Source organism: Vibrio sp. MMG023 (assembly GCF_021654215.1).
In the GTDB taxonomy this organism is placed as follows: Bacteria; Pseudomonadota; Gammaproteobacteria; order Enterobacterales; family Vibrionaceae; genus Vibrio; species Vibrio jasicida.
The window spans coordinates 168,650-191,797 of sequence record NZ_JAKFZP010000004.1 but is presented as its reverse complement, the minus strand read 5'-3'; the positions used below and the strand labels follow the sequence as shown (position 1 = coordinate 191,797).

Sequence of the window (23,148 nt, the reverse complement as noted above, 5' to 3'; positions counted from 1 at the left end):
TTTATCTTCTAAAGGTTTCCCATGATAGTAAATGGTCACTTACATTTTTATGTAGGCACCTATACCGATTCACCAAGCCAAAGTCAGGGCATTGCGTGTGTTTCTCTCGATACCGCTACTGGTGCATTAACGCTCACCAATGAACTTGTTCCAGACGCGGTGAAAACGGTTCGTAACCCTTCTTACCTTGCGCTCAAAGGAGAGGGTTTATATACCTTTAATGAAGTCGATCGCTTGGAAGGTGCAAAGCTGATATTTGCTGAAAAAACAGACAGCTATGGATTGCCAATTGAAGGTGACTACCCTTGCCATATCGACATTAAAGAACCGTTACTCGCTGTTGCAAACTACGGTTCCGGCAATGTAAGTGTTTACCAACTTGATGAGCAAGGTAAGCCTTTGAAATCCATTGCAGAATTGTATGTAGAAGGCAATGGGCCGAATATTGACCGTCAAACTTCACCTCATGCCCATCAAGTCACTTTTCTAGAACATTCCGCTCAATTGGCTGTGGTCGATTTAGGCACAGATAGTGTTCACTTCTACGACTACGACTACGACTACGACTACGACTACGATAATGATGGTGAGACAGTTGAGTTTTCACTTTCTCAAAGCATCGCTATGCCTGCTGGCTCTGGGCCTCGTCATTTAATCTTCAATCGTGATGAGTCTGTCGCGTACGTTGTTTGCGAATTGTCTGAAACGCTGGTGGTACTTCGCAAGCAAAGCGGGCAGTGGAATCTGGCTCAGCAAGTTAAACTGCTAGCCGATGAAGAGAACAAAGAAGCGGCGTCTGCTATTCGTCTCGCTGCGGATGAGCGCTTTGTCTATGTCTCATGCCGTGCGCAAAATCTGATCAACACATTTGATGTAACGAGCAATACTCCGGTTCAAATTGCCGCGTCCGATTGTGGTGGCACGTTCCCAAGAGATTTTGTTTTATCCCGTGACGGGCAGTGGATGCTCGTTGCCAATCAACATTCACATAATGTCGCTAGCTTCCATAGGAATCCGGAAACTGGCGTTATCACGCCAACCGGATACTCATGCGACATCGGTGCGCCTGTGTGTTTGGTTGAGAAGCCGTAATTAAGAGAAACAACATGACAATTCATCGTATTAATCCATGCAAACGTTGGTCAGATGTAACGGTATTCAATGGCATCGCCAACTTTGTTGAAGTGGCGGAAGCTGACACCACTGCGGATATGAAAGGGCAAGTACAACAGATTTTCGACCAAGCCGAGCAAATGCTAGCCAGTGTTGATAGCGACAAGTCGCGCATTCTATCTGTGACGATTTACGTGACGGATTTTGCTAACTTTGATGCCCTTAACGAAGTATGGGATGCGTGGTTCCCTGAGGGCTGTGCACCAAGCCGTGCTTGCGTCAAAGTTGAATTGGCGAACCCTGAACTGTTGGTAGAAATGGCGTTCGTTGCTGCTGCGGGTGAGAAGTTCCAGTAGTTCGACATCACTCTACTCAAACCATCAAGCCCAGCGTTATCCTCAAGCCCAGTGTTATATAGCTCAATAACGCTGGGCTTTGTTCTATTGGGCTAATGCTAAAGACAAACTAAAGGTCTACACAAAAATCTTGCCTTTCATGTAGAGCACGCCGTCGCCAGATACTCTTACTTGTTCGCCTATAACTTCACAATGAAGAATACCTCCGCGCTGAGAAGCTTGGTAAGCGACCAGTGATGTTTTGCCTAATTCTTCTGCCCAGAATGGTGCTAATCCAGCGTGAATCGAGCCGGTTACGGGGTCTTCATCGCCACCATTTGCAGGCCAAAAGTAACGCGATACAAAGTCTTGTTGATCGCCTTTCGCAGTAACGACCACATCGTAAGGAGCGAGTGTCTTGAGGTGCTCGGAACGGTATTGAACCTCAAGTACCTCCTGCTGGCTGTCGACCACCACGAAATACGCTTGAGGGCTAAGCAGTACGCGTTTCACATCGCAACTTAAGCCTTCAATTAATGCCGAGGGAATATCAGAAACGGCTTTTGGAGGACGAGCAGGGAACGTCATTTCAATCTGACCTTGCGTATTCTTCTCTACGGTGAGCGTTCCTACTTCTAAAGTATGAAATTCAATCGTGCCACCAATGCCAAGCTTATCAAACAGCACTAACGACGAGGCTAGTGTGGCGTGTCCACAAAAGTCGATTTCAGTAATCGGAGAGAACCAACGAATCTCATATTGGTTTGCGCCAATGGATTTTAGAAAGGCCGTTTCCGATAAGTTGTTTTCTGTCGCGATACTTTGCATCAACTCTGGAGCAAGCCATTCCTCTAACGGCACCACCGCTGCAGAGTTGCCTTTGAATTGCGTATCGGTGAAGGCGTCCACCACGTAGATATCCAGTCCCATTTACGCTTCCTTGTTTGCTTTTGGGCTAATCAGCATATACCCAAGTAACCTCGAGATGCTAGGTTCAGCGAGAATGAATTGGTTTGTAGACGCGGCGGCGACTTAAAGGTCTAGTGGATCTAAATCAAGAATCGACAACAAAGTATACAGGCCAAATCCCTTACTATTTGCAAAGAGGGCCCTTTGGGAGCGTGTCATTGACTCGCTTTTTTATCTAAACCAATGGCTGCGTCAAACAACTTGGAAAGAGCTAGCTATTACGCTGCGTTGTTTTCCTTGAACTCGAGTCAATGACAACGCTCTGAATCCTGCATCTTGAAGTCACTTGGGTATACACCAACTAGGTCGCTGATAAGCACGAATTTAAAAATATTACGCAAAGTATCACTGGTTGGCTTAAAATGAGTTCTGTTGATACTTAATGGTGGGCTGCTGTTTCTTTTTGGGCATACACTTATGCCGAACTTAAGAAATAGGAGCATCATCATGAAAGCAATCACTACATCGGTTTTGGCATTAAGCTTATTGGCGGTTGGTTCAGCGCAAGCATTTGAATTAACCAGTAAAGACATTCAAGAAGGTCATCCTATGGCGAAGACCTTCGAATACAACAGCTGGGGCTGTAATGGTGGTAACCAATCCCCACAATTGATGTGGAAGGATGCGCCAGCAGGAACAAAGAGCTTTGCAATCACGGCTTATGACCCTGATGCACCTACTGGCAGTGGTTTCTGGCACTGGGTTGCGTTTAACATTCCAGCTTCAGTTAGCGAACTGCCACGCGCAGTGAACATTGAAAAATTGGGCGGTAAAGAGTCACGTATTGACTACGGAACAGTTGGTTTTGGTGGCGTTTGCCCACCAGAAGCAGATGGCATGCACCGCTACCAATTCACGGTTTGGGCATTGCCAACCGAGAAACTAAACCTAGATGAAAACACACCAGCTGCTGTGGTTGGTTTTACGCTTAACAGCATGGCACTAGGCAAAGCAAAACTGACGGCGACGTACACACGTTAAGCCGTAATAGATAGATGATAAAAAACGAGGGGAATAGATGAGCCATCAATATCGAGTCACGTTGTTTCGTGCCGAGCAGTTACAGAAGCTGCGTAATGTGAAGATCCATTCCCCAAGTATCATTCAGATCATCACGGGCAGTAAGCGTCTTTTCTGGAAAGAATCGGCGCTGGATCTTTCCCATTCTGAGCTGCTGCTTTGTGAGGCTTCTGCATCATTGAGTTTTGAGAACTTACCGCAAAAAGGTAAGTTTCTCTCTAGAATGTTCAGCTTTCATTGCTTGCCGTCAGAAGCAATGCTTGAACTGAGTGCAAGCATTGATAAGGGTGAAGAAAAGCCGACATTAGAAGCCGATAAAGCCTTGGAAGATACGCTCAATGCTTTGTTCTCGTTTGACCAACAAACCATGAGCAAAGAGACCCAAACCTTCTGGGTAATGGGGTTATATCAACAACTTGCCGAGCGTGGTGTGTTGCATCATTTGTTTGCGAGTGCGAATACAACATTCAGCCAGAAGCTGAGCCGTTATTTGTCGTATTCCCCGGGAGAGGAACACACTTTAGATCTGGTGGCTGAGCGTTTTGCCATGAGCCGTGCGACCATGATTCGTAAGCTCAAGCAAGAGGGTACTCAGTATCGGGAAGTGCTTGCAGAAGTTCGCTTAAATCATGCGCTGCACTTAATGCAAAACGGTCACTACAGCGTGGCGATGCTGGCGCAATTATGTGGATATCAATCTGAAGGGCGTTTTAGCCAGCGTTTTAAAGGTAAATTCGGCCTAACACCGAGTGATTACATCAAAACGGTGGTCGTCAATTAATGTGTCCTGAATAAAACTAAGCGCGTTTTACTGAGCTTAATGTGCTCGAAGACTTAGAATCCGCAATCGCAAGATCGGACAAGAGTTGTTGCAGTAGTTCTGCTGCATGAACGTTCGCGCGCACTTTGTCGACATCGGTCAAAGTTGTGCTGTCTTCCTCTTCTAGACACTTAATCGTCTGTTGTGAAAGCTTGAGAACAGCATGCCACTTCAGTTTTTTATATTCTAAATTCATTACTCAAACTCCTATATGAATTTCTAATTTAAAACATTGTTCAAAACTTTGAGTTAGCAAATTGGATTTTGTTGATCTCATCATGCCTAGCATGGAAAACAAAAAGCGCCCGTCGCTTTAACGACGGGCGCTTTCAAGTCACTATAACCTTTGGTTATTTGTAGTATTTCTTTTTCATTTTGAGTGCTACGTTTACCAAAGCAATCAATACAGGCACTTCGATCAGTGGACCAATGACACCAGCAAAAGCTTGGTCTGAGTTTAGGCCAAACACCGCGATAGAAACCGCAATTGCCAATTCAAAGTTGTTGCCCGTTGCCGTGAAAGCAATCGATGCGTTTTTGTCGTAGTCGATGCCCATTTTCTTACCAACGAAGAAGCTGACAAAGAACATCAACACAAAGTAGATAGCCAGTGGAATTGCTACACGGAATACATCCATTGGCAGTTCAAGAATCATTTCACCTTTCAAGCTGAACATCAGTACGATGGTCGCAAGCAGGGCGATAAGCGTAATTGGTGAAATGCGTGGGATGAACACGTCGTTGTACCATTGCTCACCTTTCGCAGCGACCAGCCATTTGCGGCTCAGGAAGCCCGCTAGGAATGGAATACCAAGGTAAATAAGAACGCTTTCCGCGATGTCCATCATCGAGATATCAACCACGAAACCTTCGTAACCAAAGACTGGTGGCAATACAGTGATGAACAACCATGCCATCACACTGTAAGTCACGATTTGGAAAGCGCTGTTTAGTGCAACTAGGGCTGCGCCGTATTCTTTGTTACCGCCACCGATATCGTTCCATACCAATACCATCGCAATACAACGAGCAAGACCGATCAGAATGATACCAACCATGTAACCCGGATGATCACCTAGGAAAGTCAATGCAAGGATGAACATCAAAATAGGGCCGACAATCCAGTTCATGACCAAAGACAGCGTGATCGCTTTTCTGTCTTTAGTGACGGTACCTAATAGGTTGTAATTTACTTTTGCCAGAGGCGGGTACATCATTAAAATCAAACCAATCGCTAGTGGGATGTTTGTGCTGCCCACTGACATTGATTCATTCCATTCAGCAACCTGCGGAAAAGCAGCGCCAATACCTACACCGATTGCCATTGCCACAAAAATCCAAACCGTTAAATAACGATCGAGGAAGCTCATTTTGTTGCTGGCACTATTTAAAACTTGAGTAGTCATAGTGGTCTCTTTATTCGTTTATCGTCGAAAGGCGATAGTTAAAGGTATAGTTTATCTCTGCACACCTGACCAGTGTGCAAAGTCAATTAATCAAATAACTTGGAAAATCCTAGATTGAACTTATCAAACGCGTCGCGTTGAATGCGGTAACAAACCTTAGGTGGGTTTGGCTCCGCGCTGATAAAGCCTGCTTGCTTGAGAATACGCAAGTGCTCGGAAACAGTAGATTGTGCAAGACCCAGTTCAGAAACCAAATCACTGTTCAAACAACCGCCCATGGTATCGAGAGTGTGCAGGATATGCAGAATGCGCAAACGTGCTGGATGTGACAAAGCTTTTGCTTGTGCTGCTAGAGTTTGTTCTTTCTCGAGCTGTTGTTGTGTTGTCTGAAAAACAACTTCGCACGTGTCGTTGCACTTATCACTCATTCGCTGGCCTTAATAGTTAATCGTCGAATTGCGATAAAGTTTACGCCTGAAGAGCTAAGGATGCAACTGTAGAATCGAAACTAAGTAAAAACGCAAGGCAAGTATGAATAATTTTCGGGGTTTAATTGCAAAGTTAGGCCATTGGCTTGAGGAAAAAGAAAAGCAGAACTTAAAGATACAACGAAGTGGGGGTGTAGTATCAGGAGCTAAGTTCTGCTTAAGGTTCGTTTACCAGTTGAAGAAATCGTTCATTGTTACCAGAGCCATAACTTCAAGCTTGTTGTCCGAATGCGCAACGCGTTCTCGGAAATAGGTTGCCATTGTAGGCATGTCTTTCGCTGATCGAATTTGGAATCGCATAGTGTTTCCTCCTTTGTTGCTGACAGGGTCAGTATGCGAAGAAAAGAGGAGCTGAAAAAGAGAGTAGATTTCTGTGGTTTATTCCTAGTTAGCCCCAGAAGGTGCGCTAACTCACCGATTTTTATGTTAGTGGGGGTAAAAAGGGGAACAAAGTGTTTGGAAGTTTTCTTATTTTCTCTCGGATAAGTTGAGTAAAATAAACCTATATCCACTTTTTGAGGGCGCGCGGTGTCTGATCTCAACTTGTTCCGCTACTACCAACGACTCACACCATTTGGTGTGGGAAGTGAAGCCAAAACCACATTGCAGGAAGTCGCTGACTTGCTGTTCACTTCTCCTCGCCATGCACGCAGCTTACTGTCGCAAATGCAGGAGCAAGCATGGTTGAGTTGGCTGCCAAAAGCGGGACGAAATCAGCGTTCAACGTTATTGCTGAACATCGAGTTGAGTGCATTAAAAGAAAGCCTTGCACTAGAACGAATCAAGCTGGGTAAATACGAAAAAGCGTTGGCGATTCTCGATGAAGATGAAGCGGCATTTGGACGTTTGCTCAAAACGACTTCAGGGGCATCTGTTCAAGAAGGTCGACTCAACATTCAGCTCACCTACAAACGTATGTTTGAGCGTATTGTTCCTCATCAACTGCACCGCAGCAGTGAGCGCTTCTTCTTGCGTCAAATCTACTGTTGTTTGGTATCCAGTGACTACAACGGAGTGGTGAAGCCAGAACTTGCTCATCATTGGCGTTATGACGAGAAAAGTTACGAATGGACCTTTTATCTGCGCCCGGGCTTAACCTTTCACAATGGTGCACCGATTGATGCAGATACCGTTGTTAGCCTGTTTGCTAAGCTCAGTTCTCTTGAGTTGTATGAGAAAGAGCTAGCTCATGTCGATAACATTACCGCGCCAAACCCACTTAAGGTTGTGTTTACCCTCAGCAAACCAGATTTGGGCTTTGCTGGGCTTATTTCTGGTGTGAAGTACGGCATTCAACCCGTTAGCCAAGTAAACGTGGCCAATAACAATTTGGTCGTTGGCAGTGGTCCTTTCTCTGTGATTGAACACAGTGCTCATCGATTAAAACTGCAAGCTTTTGACGGCTATTACGCCTGTCGAGTGTTAACCGACATGGTGACGATCTGGATCGTCAATGATGAGAAAATGGAGAACCCATCTCTAGCCGCGAATACGCCGCCTAAACAGGTAGATAAAGCGGACGACGAGCTTGCCGACAGCATGTGCGGGCATTACATGTCGACACAAGATGCCGAGGCGGCCCCGGCTAGTCAGCACAGTCGCACCGAGGACGGCTGCTTGTTCGCCTTGTTCAATCAACATGCCAAGTATCCTCTGTCTCAAGCGCAGCGTCGCTACATCGCCGAGTTGATTCAACCGGAACGACTTGCTGATGTGATGCGCAAAGAAAAGATCGTGTTTGGCAGCGTGCCTGCTTACAACATGTTGCCAACGTGGAAGCCCGTACTAAGACCGTTTGGTGAAGAAAGCAAACTGCCTAAACATATCACCATCGCAGGGTACAACTACACGGCATTGAGACGATGTGCGCGTGCAATTGCTAACCTACTTGAAGGGACGGGAAGCAAAGTCAGCATTGTGATGTATTCCTACCGAGAGCTAAGCGAAAAAGCCAAAAACGGCACGCTAGATGAAACCTTGGTGGTGACGAACATCAACTTAGATGACAACCGTCATGCATCGGCGTTTACCAACTTCTTTAGCAATACCGTGTTGCACCACACCTTGGGTGAAGAGAATGCGACTTGGTTGGATGAGCAACTAGAGAAAGTACGCGCGTATACCTCGCTAGAAGGTTACCTCAAAGCGCTTGAACCTATTGCTTCCACACTCGTCAGCGAATACTGGATTGCACCTATGTTCCACCATACGCAAACTTTGCGCTTCCAAGGTGTGTTAGAAGACGTTGCACTAACTAACTGGGGATGGCCAGATATCCGCTCGGTGTGGTCAGCGGATTAACTGCCTTAGTTATTTAGCAAAGTTCTGCTTCACAAATTCAATGAAGGCTCTGGTTTTCGCTGATTGATAGATAAGTTGTGGGTACACCAAGTAAACCGCGTTGTGCTGGTGGTCGGTTTCTTCCGATAGAACCTGCACTAGTCGGCCGTGTTCAACATCTTGCTCGACAAAGTAACTTGCTAATCGAGCGATGCCATTGCCGGACAGGGCTGATTCTTTGAGTAGGCGGTTTTCATTGCTTGAAAGCCAACCTTGGGTTTGAACCGTTCCCGTTCTTAAAGGCCATTCTTTTTGATGCAATGTGGTTAAGCATTGATGCTGTTTTAAATCCGCTAACGTCTCCGGCGTGCCTTTTTCTCGCAGATACTCAGGAGAAGTAACCAGCCAGTGGTAGTAGTCCAAAAGGTGATGCGCAATCATATTCTCGGGCGGGGTTCTTGTCGCTCGAAACGCAAAGTCGACGCTGGTTTCCGTCAGATTAAACGCTTGATAGCTAGAAAGGATCTCGAACTCTACGTTTGGATGTAGAGCGCGAAACGCCACACATAAATCATGCAGTACCGCTTCAGCAAACATCTTGGGAGCGGTAAGCCGAATCAGGCCGTCTATTTGCTCAGATTGCTGACTTAAACTCTTTTCCATTTCCATTACGCGTCGTTTGAGATCTTCCGCTTGCGCAAAGATCGATTCACCTTCTGCCGTCAATCTCACGCTGCGTGTAGTTCGAACAATCAAAGGCGTAGCGAGTTCCGATTCCAATCGCTTGATTTGTTCCGACAGGTAACTTTTAGAAATGCCAAGTTGCTCCGCTGCTCTAGAAAAATTGAGTGTTTGAGCCACTTCGGCAAACAGCATCAGTTTTTCGATTCTTTTGTAATCTGCCATCTTAATTGTTCGCTAATGAGGATAATGAATTCGATTTTACGGTATTAAACTAATTTTTACGAACGGTAAGATGATTCGAGTTAATTTAAGAAATTGAAAATGCAGAAATCGGAAAAGTGAGAATAACGATGAACAATCCAACACTACCGCTCGCCAAAACCTTACCTAACGTTAGCCGCTTGGTTTTCGGCTGTATCGGGCTTGGAGGGGAGTGGAATCGCAACCCACTAACCGCCCAAGATGAAAACCAAGCTCATGCCGCTGTAGAGGCAGCATTAGAGGTGGGCATCAATCTTTTTGATCATGCGGATATCTACAAATTCGGTAAGGCAGAAGAAGTGTTTGGGCGCATCTTAGCCAATGATTCAACCTTACGAGAACGAATTTACCTACAATCCAAGTGCGGCATCCGCCTAGGAGATGAGCAAGGTGTTAAGCAGTATGACTTCTCTGCTAAATGGGTGACGGCTTCTGTTGAGGGCATTCTTGAGCGCCTTGGCGTGGAGAATCTTGATGTTTTGATGCTGCATCGTCCTGATCCTTTGGTTGAATTTGAAGAACTGGGCACAGCGCTACAAGCCCTGAAACAAGCTGGCAAAGTTAACCACTTCGGTGTCTCTAACATGAACAGTGCTCAAATTGATCTTCTCCAACAGGCAACGGGCGAAGTTATTGTGGCGAACCAGTTGGAAATGAGTCTGGCTAAGTCTGACTTCATCAAGCAAGGCATGGGGCTTCCTTCGTCTGTATCTGACTACGTTGCAGGAACACTGGAGCATGCCCGTAAGCACAATATCCAACTGCAAGCGTGGGGCAGTATGGCGCAGGGAAGATTCTCAGAGCGTGGCTTACATTCTGATGATCACAACACCAGACAGACGGCGGAGATGGTGATGGCGCTTGCAGCTGAATATGGCGTGTTGTCTGAGGCGATTGTTTTAGCCTTCCTGACGCGTCATCCAAACCAAATTCAGCCTGTTATTGGTACCGCAAACCCACAGCGTATTCGCGCTTGTGCTCAAGTAGAGAACGTCACGCTGTCGCGCAGCCATTGGTATGGCTTGTTCGAGAAAACTCTTGGCCATGAGATTCCTTAGGAGAGAAAAATGAAATACGTACAAGTTCAAACTCTGATTCAAACGGCATTGGAAATTGCGACTGCTCGCAAGCAAAACATTGCGGTTGCCGTGGTTGATACGCATGGTGAGTTGCTCGGTTTTGCCCGAATGGATGATGTGAGCGTGCAAGCAGGTTTGTTGGCACAAAATAAAGCCTACACCTCGGCTAGAGACCGTCAGCCTAGTGGCAATTTGGGCGCTTGGGCTCGTGAGACGGGTAAGCAGTTGAGTTATTGGACTGACCCAAAGATCACAGGCTTTATGGGCGGTGTACCTGTAGAACAAGAGGGGGAAGTCGTCGGTGCAATTGGTATCAGTGGGTTGGCAGAGCAAGACGATGAAGCGCTTGCGATGGAAGTATTAAAAGCGCTGTAAACAAAAAAATCCCACCAATGCTCTTCGCTAGACATTGGTGGGGATGGTCAAAATGATGGAGTTGACCACGAATATCAACGGTAAATGTCTGCTCGCCCTCGAAAGCGTCATCGAAGTGGAGCGTGACAAGGCGGTTATTGCTGACCACTGACAAAATCAGCGCAAACCTAGGTTAGGAGCGTCCTTACTGGATAACAGAAAGCCGCTATCCAATAAGCTGTCAGTTCATTTTGCCAATCAGTTAAACGCGCGAGCTAAGGTGCCGTGACCCTGGCAAACGTACTTTACTGAGTTGCTGCAGACGAAGACCGATTCACCCGCTTTCAGTGTGATGTGATCGTCTTGACTAGAAACCGAGATTTCCCCTTCGATACAAAACAAAATCTCTGCGCTACGCACGAATTGAGTCGTTGCTGTGCCTTCAACTGCCATCACTTCAAAACCGAAATCATCCACCGGAATTGGGTAACTAAGCTTGCCTTGTTTATGCACGGGTGCGAGCTTGATTTGTTCTGGGTCAATCGCGTTGAAGATGGTGTTGTCGATAAGCTCAGCAACGTCGATGTACTTAGGTGTTAAGCCAGCGCGCAGCACGTTGTCTGAGTTCGCCATGATCTCCAAACCTGTCCCTTGAACGTATGCGTGTGGCGTTTCTGCATGGAGGAACATTGCTTCGCCCGGAGCGAGTTCAATCGTGTTCAACATCAATGGCGAAAACAGACCAATATCGTCCGCGTAATGCTGACGGAAGTCTTGAATATAACCGTAAGCTTCTCGTGCCATAGCGGTTTTCGCAGGGCGCTCTAGGCTTGCGTATAGCTCATTCAAAGCCTGCTGTTTGCGTTCGCCTTCTAACGACATAATTGCTGAGAAGAACACTTTTAGACCTTCACTGTTTGGTGTGGCTTTCAGTGCGTTGATTTCAGTCTCTAGAGCAGTGATGTTCGCTTGCTCAAACAGAGATAAGATCTGCTCAATTGGGCGGAAGCCGTTCATCGCTTTGTAAAATGTCAGCGCGTAAACCAGCTCCGGTTTATGGTTTGGATCTTTGTAGTTACGGTTTGCTGCATTAAGTGGAATGCCTTGTTCGTTTTCACGAGCAAAGCCAATTTCCGCTTTGTGCTTACTAGGGTGTACTTGGATAGACAGCGGCGTTTCAGCGGCCAGGACTTTGAATAGGAATGGCAGTTCACCAAAACGTGCCGCGGTGTAATCACCCAGCGATTGCGTTTTGTTTTGGTTAATGACTTCTGACAGCAGTTGTTTGGTGTCAGCAAGCTTTGAACAGCCGTTTGGATGAGCTCCCATCCAGATTTCTGCTTGTGGCTCGTTCGCTGGATTGTCGATGCCGAATAAATCATGAATCGAGGTGTGGCTGCCCCAAGCGTAGTTTTGAATCACATTGTCCAGTTTGAATAGAGCGTGTTGCATGGCGATATTCTCTTGATTGGAACGAAAGAAGAGGAGAGGCTTGCTCCGCGATGAGAGCAAGCCTGAATTGAGTTGGACTGGTTATCTAGTCGATGACCTTATCCCGAGAACCGAATTAGAACTTCACTTGGAAAGACTTAACCTGACACGGCTTCAGCGTGCCGAACGATGCTGTCTCTACCTCATTTGGTAGCACTTTCTCGTCTAGCTGTGTTTCTTTCCATGACGTTACTTCTGAAGTAAACGCCACTGTGTCGTTAATCACTTCGCTCTCTGATGGGTTGTAGACGCGCAGGATGAGTGCATCCTCGTCTTCCGCCTTCTTCAGTACGCTCAGTACCGCACCTTCTAGCGATTTGTTTAGCAAGCTGTGCGTTAGCGGTAGGTTTTGCTCGCCTACGTTCAGCTTCATCGCGTTGTAAGGGATCTTGTTGTAGCATTGGATTGGAGTCACGTTGTCACGCGCCGCCGCCATAACGTTTGCTTCGATGTGGTTGCCCGCGAAACCAAACAGTGCGAACTCACAAACGATCTTGCCGCGTACTTGTGAATCTGGCGTCGGGATCTTGATACCCGAAGGACGACCCGGACGAAGCAACAACTCTTCTTTACCCAATACGCCGATACCACGCAGAAGGGTTAGGGCGAATGTGTCACGCTCTTCATTGCCTTGACTTGAAGTCACTTCAAACTCACGCAGACCGTTGCTCATCAGTGCCATACCACCTTGTGCGTTTTCAACCGCGGCAAAGTTCATTAGCTGGTAAACCGGCACTGGTGCTTCTTTCCAGCCGTCTGCTTCCCAGTTCGCCATTTCTGGATCGTTAGTTGGGCGAGTGATCAAACCGAACTGGTTGTCTGCTACTACGGTTTCAGACACAAACGGTGTTGGTACTAATACACGAACACGGTGATCGTCAGCTTGGTTGTCCAGCTCCATGCGAACTTCAATACGGCGTGTTCCTTGTTTTAGAACCACTTGGCAGTTCACGTCTAGGTAACCGTTTTGACCTGTGCGCTCTTCACGTTGTTGTAGGTTCTCAGGCAAGTTCATGCGCAGCTTGATGGTTGCCACAGATTGGAAGCCTTCGTGCTTCACATTCACTTCTGCATCGAATTCGTCAGAGTACAGTAGCCACTCTTTACGCGAAGGTGAGTAGTCGTATTCATCACCATCGTCAGAGCCGTCTTCAATGCGCAGCGCTTGTTCGTAAAGATGCTCTGTCTCTTTGTCGAAGATGTTCAGAGTGCCGTTTGCGTTGACGTTGATGCGGTAGAATTCGTTCTCTAGCAGGAACTCCTTCTGCTCAGCCACTTTTTGCGTGCCTTTCTCATTCGCTTGAATGTGAAGGGTAGTAAAGCCCATCGCTGGCACAGTGTGCTTGATTTGAATGTCGTACTCGATGAACGGGTCGTAGTTACCGTAGTGAACGATTTGACGGTCAATCTTACCTGGGTCGATTACGCGTTGATCTTGGATGAAGTACTCAACTGGCGTGCCGTTTTCATCAAACAGGTTGAACTGTTCTGCACGGATAGTGATGGTGGTGTTTACCACTTCTTCACGAGCGTATGGCGATAGGTTGAATAGTGCTAGCTTGTCGCAACCTTCGCGCGCTGGCATGTGGTCAACAATCTTACGTTTGTAGAAGTTGATCAGGTTGGTCGCCATGTCGTCCGCAAGGATGTAACGGTTCAGGATCTCTGCGTGTACTTTGTCTGAACAGCAGCAGCCAATCGAGTCGTGAGCGTGGTTCTTCATGCTCTCTTTCCACATCTTCTCGATTAGACCGTGGTGGTATTCGAAACCTAGTGTCCATGCGATAGACGCTAATGGCTCAAGAATGTTTACGATCTTGTTTTCTACTTCTGCGTGGATCAGTTTGATGTCCATACGTGTTGAAGAAATAGTACGGTGAACACGCATGTATTTACCGTCGTTGAACTCGCCTTTGATGGTATCAAGCTGAGCGCGCTCGGCTTCAATACGCTCGAACACTTCTTCAAAGCGGCTCATTTTGAATTCTTTGTCTGGGTAGATTTCACGTAGCTTATCCATCACCTCGAAGATGTCTTTTTGGATAGGCATTTGGTCGTGACCGTTTGGTAGTAAGATGTCTTTTGTTACCGACGGTTTTTCTAGCACTGGGAAGTATTTATCTAGACGCGCGCGCAGACCTTCTTCGTCTTGCGGTAGGTATTTACCAATCGCGTAGCCCAGTGGCAGTACTTGCGCAGAGACTTCGCTGCCATCGTTTGATTGCCACAAAAACTCGGTTTTATCTGTGCCGTGACGCTCTGAACAACCACGCCAGAACATTGCGCGATTGATGCCAAAACCGTTGTAGATAGCTGGTAGCTGAGAGCTCATAGAGAATGAATCTGGTAGGTAACCAATCTTCATTGGCTCGCCTAGCGCTAGACAGTCGCGCAATCCGTAAAGCATGTTACGTACGATAGATTCACCAGATACTTGCATCGTATCCGTTTGAGAGTACCAAGGGCCAACAATCAGTTTGCCTGCTTGTACTAGCTCACGTACGCGCTCTTTGTTTTCTGGCTTGATTGCGAAGTAATCTTCTAGAACTGCGGTTTGACCGTCTAGAACGTAGTATTTGTAGTCTGGATCGTTTTCCAGACGAGTCATGATTTCTTCCATGTTGTTCACTAGCAGAATGCGAGACTCTTCTGTAGTGAAGTACCATTCACGATCCCAGTGCATGTGAGGAGTAATATGAACGCGAGATGTAGTCATAACTTTTACCGTCTTAGGCAATAATTGCCGTTAATTTGTTTTAAATTTGATTGTTTTCTATTCGTTTTTGCGGCATTTATGCTTGCCGACGAATATTTAGGGCGCAGAAATCCCACGCCCAAAGTTTGTGTTGAGCGAATCTATGAGTGATTCGAATTAATGTTGAGCAGCAGCCTCAGTGACAAATTTGCCCTTTTTTACTGCGTGTGCTCGCCACATGATGAGAGTGATGGTCGAGATGGTTGCACCAATCAGCGCAGCGCCAAACCAGATTGCCGCAGCAGTGAATGCGCCTAGACCTGCATCGTGTAGTAGGAAGATTGAGAAGATACCTGCCCCCGGAGTCGATAGACCTACGCCAGCAGCACCCACCATTGCGCCTGTTACGACAGAGCCAAGTAGGAATGAGCCAATAACGCGGATTGGGTCTTCGATAGCCATCGGAATCGCACCTTCAGTGATGCCCGCTAGACCAAGCAACCAAGTTGATTTACCCGTCTCGATTTCAAAATCTTTAAACAGGCGAGGTGCAAGCATAGTTGAAGCCGTTACTGTGAAGGCAGAGACCATTTTCACCGAACCGAAGATAGCGTATGGGCCGTAAACACCGTTTGCCATTGCACCCAGACAGAATGCGTAAGCGGCTTTGTTGACTGGACCACCAAGGTCGAACGATACGAATAAACCAATTACTGCGCCTAGAAGTAGGGCGTTGGTGCCAGACATGCCGTTTAGCCAGTCCGTCAAACCTTGGTTTAGCCAAGCAACAGGTTTACCGATAACGAACAGCATCAATGAACCAGCAACCAAAGTACCGATAACCGGGTATAGGTAGAAGGTTAGGAAGCCGTTGAACGCTGGGTTTAGACGTACGTTTTCTTTTACCCAACGCATGACGTAACCAGCAATCAAGCCACCGACAACACCGCCAAGGAAGCCAGAGCCGATAAGGTTCGCTGCAATACCTGCGGCAAAGCCTGGGCCAAGCGCTGGTTTATCTGCCAATGAGTAAGCGGTGTATGCCGCCAGTACAGGAACCATCAATGTACCCAGTAGACCACCACCTAGTTTGCGGTACATCCACAACCAAGAGCCTTCTTCTGCATACAAATCTTGTAGGTTGAACATTTGTGCCAATAGCACGGCAACAGCAAGTACGGTACCGCCAGCAACGATAAGAGGAACCGCGTAAGAGATACCTGATAGCAGTGCTTGTTTTAGTTCAGTTTTAAGTGGTAGCTTCTTCGGTTTGTCGTTGGTTGCAACTGCAGCACCAGCGCTTCGACCTGCTTTACCTGCTTCAACCGCTTCGTTAAGAATGCGCTCGGAGTGTTTGATTGGCTCAGCAACTGGCACTTCTACACGAGGAATACCGTCAAAACGCTCTAACTCTTTGATTGCCACTTCGGCCGCGAAAACGACCGCTGTTGCACTGTTGAGCTGTTCAGCAGTCAGACGATCTTCAATACCGTTTGCGCCTTGCTTTTCAACATGCACGTTGTAACCCAGCTTCTTACCTGTCTTCTCTAGGTATTCTGCAGCCATGTAAGTGTGCGCAATACCCGCAGGGCAAGCCGTCACACAAACGATGGTTGGTGCATTTGTATCTAATTGGTCTTGTTTTTCTTCTTGCTCTGCTTGACCATCAAGCAAAGCGAAAATTTGTTCTACATTTGTAGCATTTAGCACAGCTTCACGAACATCGTCATCCACTAACGTTGTGGTCAGTTCGGTCAACAGGTGCATGTGTGTTGAACCTGCTTCCGCATTTGGAATTGCGATTAGGAAGATCAGGTTTACGTCTTCGTCTTCATCCAGACCTTGCCACTTTAAGTCTTGTTTTAGTGTGGCTACGGCAAACGCCGCCTCTTTTACTGCATCTGTCTTACCGTGCGGTACTGCTAAGCCTTCGCCTAACGCCGTCGGGCCTTGCTCTTCACGAGCAAACACTGCTTGTAGGTATTCTTCCTTGTTATGCAGTTTGCCTTGCTGGTCTAGCTGGTCGGCAAGTGCACGAATCGCTGCGTCACGACTTTCGAACGTCGTTTGTAGGTTTATCAGCGATGGGTTTGTAAGAGAGGTTAATTTCATAACTTTTGTCCCATTGTCACATTCGACATTGTTGTGCATTCAACAATGATGTGAATAATACCTTTTAAATACAAATGATCCGTGATTAGGATCGCAGTTGAATCAAAATATGTATTATTGTTGTATTGTTTTGGCTTGTTTTTGTATGCCGATATGCGAACAAGTGCTTGTCATGTTGACCTGAATTCGTATTATAGAGCTCATAAACCAAGTCTTTCTTGCAATGATAGTTCACTCCAGTGTGCTCGGTTCTTGAGTTGTCTCAAACAAGTTCACTTGAATGGTCATTTGTATTGTTTTTATAGAGGTAAACATGGCAAGACTGCCAATGTATCGCCAGATTGCGGACGCGATTCGCGAGAAGATCAGCGATGGCGAATACAAAGTAGGAACCGCTCTTCCTACCGAAGCTCAGTTACGCGAAGAATTTTCTTGTAGCCGAGTCACGGTTCGCCAAGCGTTAAAACTGCTGATTGAAAATGGTGAACTGGAAAGTGTGCAGGGTAGTGGTACCTATGTGAAAGAGAACAAGGTTAACTACGACATTTACCAGCAGACCAGTTTTGCAGAGAAGTGGGCGCACCTAAATGCAGTCACGCACAGCGATGTGGCTGCGTTCGAGATTACTAAAGCATCGCTCACGATGGCGGATGCGCTGAACATCAATGAAGATGACAAAGTCTTTTACGTGAAACGTGTTCGTTACCTTGATGACAACCCAATCACAGTAGAAGAAACTTGGCTGCCGACAGACATGTTCCCTGATCTCACCTACCAAGTGATGCAAGGTTCTAAGTACCATTTTATCGAGAAAGAGAAGGGCATGGTGATTGATCGCAGTGAGCAAGAAATCATCCCGGTATTGCCACCGCAAGACATTGCAGAGTTGCTAGATATTGACCCGGCCGAGCCGATCATCGAAAAGCGCACGCGTGGTTTCTTACAAGGGGATGTGGTGTTTGAATACAGCCGCAACTACTTCAAATCTACTGACTACAAGTTTACGCTGGTGGCAAAACGTCATAAGTCGTAAGCGCGATATTACGCATTTCATTTTAAACCCGCCACTCGGCGGGTTTTTGTGTCTTTTCTCTTCCGACCTTCTGCTCACTATATGTTGAAACTAAGCAACGTTTCGATTTCTTTTAGCAAACAAGTGTGATGATTGTCCCTGTTTGAAACTCACTAGCGCCGAATTAGTGGAAAATGAAGTTTGAATTTAATCACGATAAATAGCGAGTCAAGAGTCGTAATGTGATCGAGATATATTATTGCGAATTTCTTGAAATGTTTGGATAGGTGCGGAGGTTCAAATTATGCCTATTGACATGTTGCTGAAAGAAAATTTGTTGCTAACTTTCTTTATCTATTTTTGAGCTACGTTCATTAAAACAAATTGACAGCCATTTAATTGTGATTTGTTGCACAAAAGAGGCGTGCTTGCGCGGTTCTACGACTCTTATTGATAATTAACCCATCGATACCGAACTGTTGATAGGGTTTAAAAATGCTGTATGAATTAATCGACCACGAACTAGTAGATGTTATTAATGACCGCGCTTACCAATGGCAAGACGCGGTTAAAAAGACAACGCAATACCTAGAAGACAAAGGTTACGTTTCTCAGCAATACGCGGATGCCATCATCCAATCGACCGAAGAAAATGGTCCTTACTATGTGTTGTGCCCTGGACTGGCGATGCCACATGCTCGCCCAGAAACCGGTGTCTTAAAAACGGGCTTGGGCATTCATATTTTCCCTTCACCAGTTGATTTTGGTTCGGACCTTGGTCCTGCCAACATTCTTATTACCCTAGCTGCAAAAGACTCTGATACCCACATTGAGGTGATTCAAGCGCTGAGCGAGATGTTTGTGGACGAAGAGAACATTGCAAAACTGGCACAAGCTTCATCTAAGGAACAAGTGCTAGACATAATAAAAGCATACTAAAAGGAACATAACGTGAAAGCAAACATGCGAGCCAATGTGCAAGCCTTCGGGGGTCATTTGACCGCCATGGTGTTGCCAAATATCGGAGCCTTCATCGCTTGGGGCTTTATTACTGCACTCTTTATCCCAACAGGTTGGATGCCAAACGAAGCGTTTGGGGAACTTGTTGGTCCAATGATCACTTACTTATTACCACTGTTGATCGGTTATACCGGCGGTCAAATTGTTGGTGATAAACGCGGCGCAGTAGCCGGTGCCATTGGTACCATGGGTGTTATCGTTGGTGCGGACATCCCAATGTTCGTCGGCGCGATGATCATGGGCCCACTCAGTGCTTGGGTTGTGGTGCAAATGGATAAGCGAATCCAACACCGCATTCCTTCTGGCTTTGAGATGGTGGTGAACAACTTCTCACTAGGTATTGTGGGCATGATCCTGTGCTTGTTCGCCTACGAGATTGTTGGTCCTGCAGTAACAGCGGCAAACTTGTTTGTGAAATCAGGCATCGAAGCCTTGGTGGCGACGGGATTCCTTCCTCTGCTTGCTATCATCAACGAGCCGGCGAAAGTGCTGTTCCTAAACAACGCTATCGACCAAGGTATTTATTACCCATTAGGCCTGCAGGCGGCAGCTGAAACAGGCAAATCTATCTTCTTTATGGTGGCATCTAACCCGGGTCCGGGTCTTGGTATGCTGCTGGCTTACGCGAAGTTTGGTCAAGGTCTATCTAAACGCTCTGCGCCAAGTGCCATCATCATTCACTTCTTCGGCGGTATTCATGAGCTGTACTTCCCGTACGTGTTAATGAAGCCAATCATGATCTTGGCGATGATTGCGGGTGCAGCGACAGGTATCGCAACCTTCAACCTACTTGATGCAGGTTTGGTAGCAGGTCCAAGTCCAGGTTCAATCTTCTCTTACCTAGCACTGACACCGAAAGGCAGCTTCCTAGCAACCATCGCAGGTGTCACAACTGCAACGATTGTTTCCTTCCTTGTCGCAAGTGCGATTCTGAAGATGAGCAAAGCAGAAGACAAAGAAGACGAGTTTGAACAGTCTGTCTCTGATATGAAAGACATGAAAGCGGAAGGTGCAATCAAACCAGTTGCTGCTGCAACACAAGAAGTCAACAAACCAATTTCATTTGTCGCATTCGCTTGTGATGCGGGTATGGGCTCAAGCGCGATGGGGGCTTCAACCTTCAAACGCAAGTTAGTTCAAGCCGGAATTGATATTGAAGTGAAGAACTTCGCCATCGAAAAAGTGCCAAGCGAAGCCGACATTGTCGTGACGCACGAAAGCTTAGAAAGTCGAGCCATCAAAGCAACAGGCTTGCCAGTGGTAACGATTAAGAACTTCCTCAATGACCCAGCGCTCAATGAGCTGATGGATACGATTAAGCAACAAGCGGTCGCGACTGAGCAACCAGCCTAACAATGCAGTATGGGGTGGCACCTACCACCCCATTTAGGAGAGAAATCATGGTACAAACAACGGCAGCGGTTATCTGTGGCGAGAAAGATGTTCAACTAAGAACCTTTGATTTGCCAAGCATTTCAGCCGATGAACTTCTGGTTAAAAACATTTCAAACAGCATTTGCTTGTCCACTTACAAAGCGGCATTGTTGGGTAGCAAACACAAACGCGTACCTGAGAACATTGATGAAGTGCCAGTGATGACGGGTCATGAATACGCAGGTGTGATTGTTGAAGTCGGTGAGAACCTAAAAGACCAATACAAAGCAGGCGATTACTTTGTTCTACAACCAGCAATGGGTTTGCCTAGTGGTTACTCGGCGGGTTACAGCTACGAAACCTTTGGCGGCAACGCAACGTATTCCATCATTCCTAAAATTGCTATCGACTTAGGCTGTGTACTGCCTTACCACGGAGACTACTTTGCAGATGCGTCTTTGGCTGAACCAATGTCATGCATCATCGGTGCTTACCATGCAAGTTACCACACTACGCAATACGTGTACGAGCACGATATGGGCATCAAAGAGGGGGGGGCGTTAGCGCTGTTAGCTTGTGCTGGTCCAATGGGCATTGGTGCGATTGACTACGCGATTAACGGACCTTTGAAGCCAAAACTGATTGTGGTGACAGACATCGACGCTGCGCGCTTAGACCGAGCAGAGTGCTTAATTCCGGTTGAAAAAGCAAAAGAACAAGGCGTTGAATTGCATTACGTGAATACCGCTCAAGTCGATGATCCTGTGACTTATCTGAAAGCGCTGAACGATGGCAAAGGCTACGATGACGTGATGGTATACGCAGCAGTATCGCAAGTATTAGAGCAAGCCGACGAGCTGTTGGGTAACGACGGCTGCTTGAACTTCTTCGCAGGACCTACCGATAAGAAATTTAAAGTACCGTTTAACTTCTACAATGTGCATTACGAGTCAACGCATATTGTGGGCACGTCTGGTGGCTCAACTGGTGACATGGTGGAGTCTATCGACTTGTCTTCACAAGGTAAGATCAATCCATCGTTCATGATCACACACGTTGGTGGTCTGCAAGCTGCGCCACATACGATTTTGAATCAGTTGGATATTCCGGGTGGTAAAAAGTTGATTTACCCGCATATTGACCTGCCGTTGACCGCGATTGATGACTTTTTATCGTTGGCAGACCAAGACCCGTTCTTCGTCGAATTAGACGCAATTTTGAACGCAAACAACTATGTGTGGAATGCTCATGCAGAAAAAGCGTTACTTGAGTTTTATGACGTGAGCTTAACGGTTTAGTTGCAACGAATTTGTGTGGTAGCCTCTGTGCTGCCACATAATGGAGAGGTCATAAGACGTTGTCACGTGAAGATGAATTACTGGAGAAGCTGGATGAGTGCGAAAATGCCACTGCGTTTCTTCAGGTTTCTAACAAAATAATTAACCTCAAGTTAAAAGCATTACTTCCGAGCGTGTTCGTCCAAGACGATCTAGTGAAGGAGTATGCTGTGGATCCTTTATTGAAAGAAGATGGTCCGTTGGTGACGACCGATGTGGTATCAAAGTTGATGTTTGCGATGGGCAAAATCTCTTTGGAAACTTACGCCGATATCGGATTGTACGATCAGGTCTTGGAGTATGTGGTTAGCCAACCGGAGAAAGTTGAATTCGCGGATGACGTGATTTACGACTTCATCAAAAACCAAGCGGTACTCTCTTCTCAGCAAGACAGCTTTTATCTTGAGTCGATCAATCAGCTTAAGTTCTCTTCGTTTGAGTCATTTTCGCAAATGAGATACGAATCTCTCATCAAAACAGTGTTGAAGCTGTCGTGTGAAATGTTGATAGAAAGAATCGAAGGGGAGATCAATCAATAAGGGTTCACCATGAAAGTGAATTTAAACGTCAGTGGTTTTGAAACCGAAGCTACCTTTCCCGATGCCGACGTAAAGCGAATCCATCAACCTCTTATCGAAAAATTTACCCGTCTTTATCATGAGAAGCAGGAACGCATTGTTGTGTTCTTGTGTGCCCCTCCGGGCAGCGGTAAGTCGACCCTAGCTGCGTTCTGGGAACACCTCTCTGAACAAGATGAAAACCAAGAGCCACTTCAGGTTCTGCCTTTTGATGGTTTTCACTACCCGAACGAAATCCTCGACAGCAACACCATTGAACGTAATGGTGAAATTGTTCCTCTGCGCAGCATTAAAGGCTCTTACGAGACGTTCAATCTCACTGAGCTTATCGATAAGCTGAAACAGCTTAAAGTGAAAGACAGCAAATGGCCTTACTACGACCGCAACTTACATGATCCGGTTGATGATGCCATTCAGGTTAACCGCAATATTGTCGTCGTCGAGGGCAACTGGTTGTTGCTAGATGAACCAGTATGGAAAGAGCTGCATCGCTTGGCCGATTTTACGGTGTTTATTGATACTCAAGCGGAGTTTCTACAAGAGCGTTTAGTCAATCGTAAGATTCGTGGTGGCACAGACCCAGAAGCCGCCTTGGAGTTCTACTTACGCTCTGATGCGGTCAACGTTGATAAAGTGTTGAATCATTCGATTCCTGCTGACTTATCGTTGTTTCTCAATCAAAACGGTTCGTTCGAAATTCGATAGTTCGTCCACAATCTC

General features: G+C 46.5%; 22 protein-coding genes. 13 read left to right on the top strand and 9 right to left on the bottom strand.

Going from position 1 to position 23,148, the window contains the following annotated elements:
• The first annotated feature begins 21 nt into the window (after positions 1–21).
• Together L1076_RS14340 and L1076_RS14335 are read left to right on the top strand one after the other, a co-directional pair.
• The gene (locus L1076_RS14340) at positions 22–1,092 is read left to right on the top strand and encodes a lactonase family protein (RefSeq protein WP_237303835.1); all 1,071 of its coding nucleotides are present in this window, start codon (positions 22–24) and stop codon (positions 1,090–1,092) included.
• A 14-nt stretch (positions 1,093–1,106) separates the two neighbouring features.
• Positions 1,107–1,469 carry a RidA family protein gene (locus tag L1076_RS14335; RefSeq protein WP_005534602.1) on the top strand — a complete coding sequence of 121 codons (363 nt, stop codon included), beginning with the start codon at positions 1,107–1,109 and terminating at the stop codon, positions 1,467–1,469.
• A gap of 117 nt (positions 1,470–1,586) precedes the next feature.
• Here L1076_RS14335 and L1076_RS14330 read toward each other — a convergent pair whose 3' ends face one another.
• Positions 1,587–2,378 (bottom strand): PhzF family phenazine biosynthesis protein, encoded by a 792-nt coding sequence (locus tag L1076_RS14330; RefSeq protein WP_237303834.1) that lies wholly within the window; start codon positions 2,376–2,378, stop codon positions 1,587–1,589.
• A 486-nt stretch (positions 2,379–2,864) separates the two neighbouring features.
• Here L1076_RS14330 and L1076_RS14325 point away from each other — a divergent pair, with 486 nt between their 5' ends.
• Both L1076_RS14325 and L1076_RS14320 read left to right on the top strand, forming a co-directional pair.
• A complete protein-coding gene (locus L1076_RS14325) occupies positions 2,865–3,398 on the top strand; it encodes a YbhB/YbcL family Raf kinase inhibitor-like protein (RefSeq protein ID WP_237303833.1) in 534 nt (177 codons plus the stop codon).
• Between the two features lie 37 nt (positions 3,399–3,435).
• Positions 3,436–4,218, top strand: a complete 783-nt coding sequence (locus L1076_RS14320; protein ID WP_237303832.1) for a helix-turn-helix transcriptional regulator — start codon at positions 3,436–3,438, stop codon at positions 4,216–4,218.
• A gap of 16 nt (positions 4,219–4,234) precedes the next feature.
• Here L1076_RS14320 and L1076_RS14315 read toward each other — a convergent pair whose 3' ends face one another.
• The 4 genes from L1076_RS14315 to L1076_RS26995 form a co-directional block, all read right to left on the bottom strand.
• The gene (locus L1076_RS14315) at positions 4,235–4,453 is read right to left on the bottom strand and encodes a hypothetical protein (RefSeq protein WP_038875496.1); all 219 of its coding nucleotides are present in this window, start codon (positions 4,451–4,453) and stop codon (positions 4,235–4,237) included.
• Between the two features lie 154 nt (positions 4,454–4,607).
• On the bottom strand, positions 4,608–5,663 hold the full coding sequence (gene arsB, locus L1076_RS14310) for an ACR3 family arsenite efflux transporter (protein ID WP_102389474.1): 1,056 nt from the start codon (positions 5,661–5,663) through the stop codon (positions 4,608–4,610).
• Positions 5,664–5,749: 86 nt separating this feature from the next.
• Positions 5,750–6,091 (bottom strand): winged helix-turn-helix domain-containing protein, encoded by a 342-nt coding sequence (locus L1076_RS14305; RefSeq protein ID WP_038865258.1) that lies wholly within the window; start codon positions 6,089–6,091, stop codon positions 5,750–5,752.
• Positions 6,092–6,319: 228 nt separating this feature from the next.
• Complete coding sequence (locus L1076_RS26995) at positions 6,320–6,451, bottom strand: hypothetical protein (RefSeq protein ID WP_009706196.1); 132 nt, start codon at positions 6,449–6,451, stop codon at positions 6,320–6,322.
• Between the two features lie 228 nt (positions 6,452–6,679).
• On the opposite strand from L1076_RS26995, the gene L1076_RS14300 reads away from it, so the two are divergent.
• Positions 6,680–8,452: an SgrR family transcriptional regulator gene (locus L1076_RS14300; protein ID WP_237303831.1), complete on the top strand. Its 1,773-nt coding sequence runs from the start codon at positions 6,680–6,682 to the stop codon at positions 8,450–8,452.
• Positions 8,453–8,461: 9 nt separating this feature from the next.
• On the opposite strand, the gene L1076_RS14295 is transcribed toward L1076_RS14300, so the two are convergent.
• Positions 8,462–9,337, bottom strand: coding sequence for a LysR family transcriptional regulator (locus L1076_RS14295; RefSeq protein ID WP_237303830.1), 876 nt, complete (start codon positions 9,335–9,337; stop codon positions 8,462–8,464).
• Between the two features lie 128 nt (positions 9,338–9,465).
• Here L1076_RS14295 and L1076_RS14290 point away from each other — a divergent pair, with 128 nt between their 5' ends.
• Together L1076_RS14290 and L1076_RS14285 are read left to right on the top strand one after the other, a co-directional pair.
• Complete coding sequence (locus L1076_RS14290; protein ID WP_237303829.1) at positions 9,466–10,434, top strand: aldo/keto reductase; 969 nt, start codon at positions 9,466–9,468, stop codon at positions 10,432–10,434.
• Positions 10,435–10,443: 9 nt separating this feature from the next.
• The gene (locus L1076_RS14285) at positions 10,444–10,830 is read left to right on the top strand and encodes a heme-binding protein (RefSeq protein ID WP_038895493.1); all 387 of its coding nucleotides are present in this window, start codon (positions 10,444–10,446) and stop codon (positions 10,828–10,830) included.
• A gap of 237 nt (positions 10,831–11,067) precedes the next feature.
• Here the strand turns inward: L1076_RS14285 and manA are convergent, their stop codons facing one another.
• The 3 genes from manA to mngA all read right to left on the bottom strand — a co-directional run bounded on the left by manA (position 11,068) and on the right by mngA (position 17,107).
• Positions 11,068–12,261 carry a mannose-6-phosphate isomerase, class I gene (gene manA / locus L1076_RS14280; protein ID WP_237303828.1) on the bottom strand — a complete coding sequence of 398 codons (1,194 nt, stop codon included), beginning with the start codon at positions 12,259–12,261 and terminating at the stop codon, positions 11,068–11,070.
• Positions 12,262–12,376: 115 nt separating this feature from the next.
• A complete protein-coding gene (gene mngB / locus L1076_RS14275; RefSeq protein WP_237303827.1) occupies positions 12,377–15,016 on the bottom strand; it encodes a mannosylglycerate hydrolase in 2,640 nt (879 codons plus the stop codon).
• 156 nt (positions 15,017–15,172) lie between these two features.
• Complete coding sequence (gene mngA / locus L1076_RS14270; RefSeq protein WP_045414679.1) at positions 15,173–17,107, bottom strand: PTS 2-O-a-mannosyl-D-glycerate transporter subunit IIABC; 1,935 nt, start codon at positions 17,105–17,107, stop codon at positions 15,173–15,175.
• Positions 17,108–17,420: 313 nt separating this feature from the next.
• Here mngA and L1076_RS14265 point away from each other — a divergent pair, with 313 nt between their 5' ends.
• The 6 genes from L1076_RS14265 to L1076_RS14240 all read left to right on the top strand — a co-directional run bounded on the left by L1076_RS14265 (position 17,421) and on the right by L1076_RS14240 (position 23,133).
• Positions 17,421–18,140 (top strand): GntR family transcriptional regulator, encoded by a 720-nt coding sequence (locus tag L1076_RS14265; protein WP_237303826.1) that lies wholly within the window; start codon positions 17,421–17,423, stop codon positions 18,138–18,140.
• 474 nt (positions 18,141–18,614) lie between these two features.
• The gene (locus L1076_RS14260) at positions 18,615–19,058 is read left to right on the top strand and encodes a PTS sugar transporter subunit IIA (protein ID WP_005425097.1); all 444 of its coding nucleotides are present in this window, start codon (positions 18,615–18,617) and stop codon (positions 19,056–19,058) included.
• A gap of 12 nt (positions 19,059–19,070) precedes the next feature.
• On the top strand, positions 19,071–20,492 hold the full coding sequence (locus L1076_RS14255) for a PTS mannitol transporter subunit IICB (RefSeq protein WP_079855974.1): 1,422 nt from the start codon (positions 19,071–19,073) through the stop codon (positions 20,490–20,492).
• Positions 20,493–20,539: 47 nt separating this feature from the next.
• Entirely contained in the window at positions 20,540–21,811 is a 1,272-nt protein-coding gene (locus L1076_RS14250) for a zinc-binding dehydrogenase (protein ID WP_237303825.1), read from the top strand.
• A 59-nt stretch (positions 21,812–21,870) separates the two neighbouring features.
• Complete coding sequence (locus L1076_RS14245; protein WP_005435522.1) at positions 21,871–22,389, top strand: MltR family transcriptional regulator; 519 nt, start codon at positions 21,871–21,873, stop codon at positions 22,387–22,389.
• A gap of 9 nt (positions 22,390–22,398) precedes the next feature.
• Complete coding sequence (locus tag L1076_RS14240; RefSeq protein ID WP_005435524.1) at positions 22,399–23,133, top strand: nucleoside/nucleotide kinase family protein; 735 nt, start codon at positions 22,399–22,401, stop codon at positions 23,131–23,133.
• Positions 23,134–23,148 lie beyond the last annotated feature (15 nt).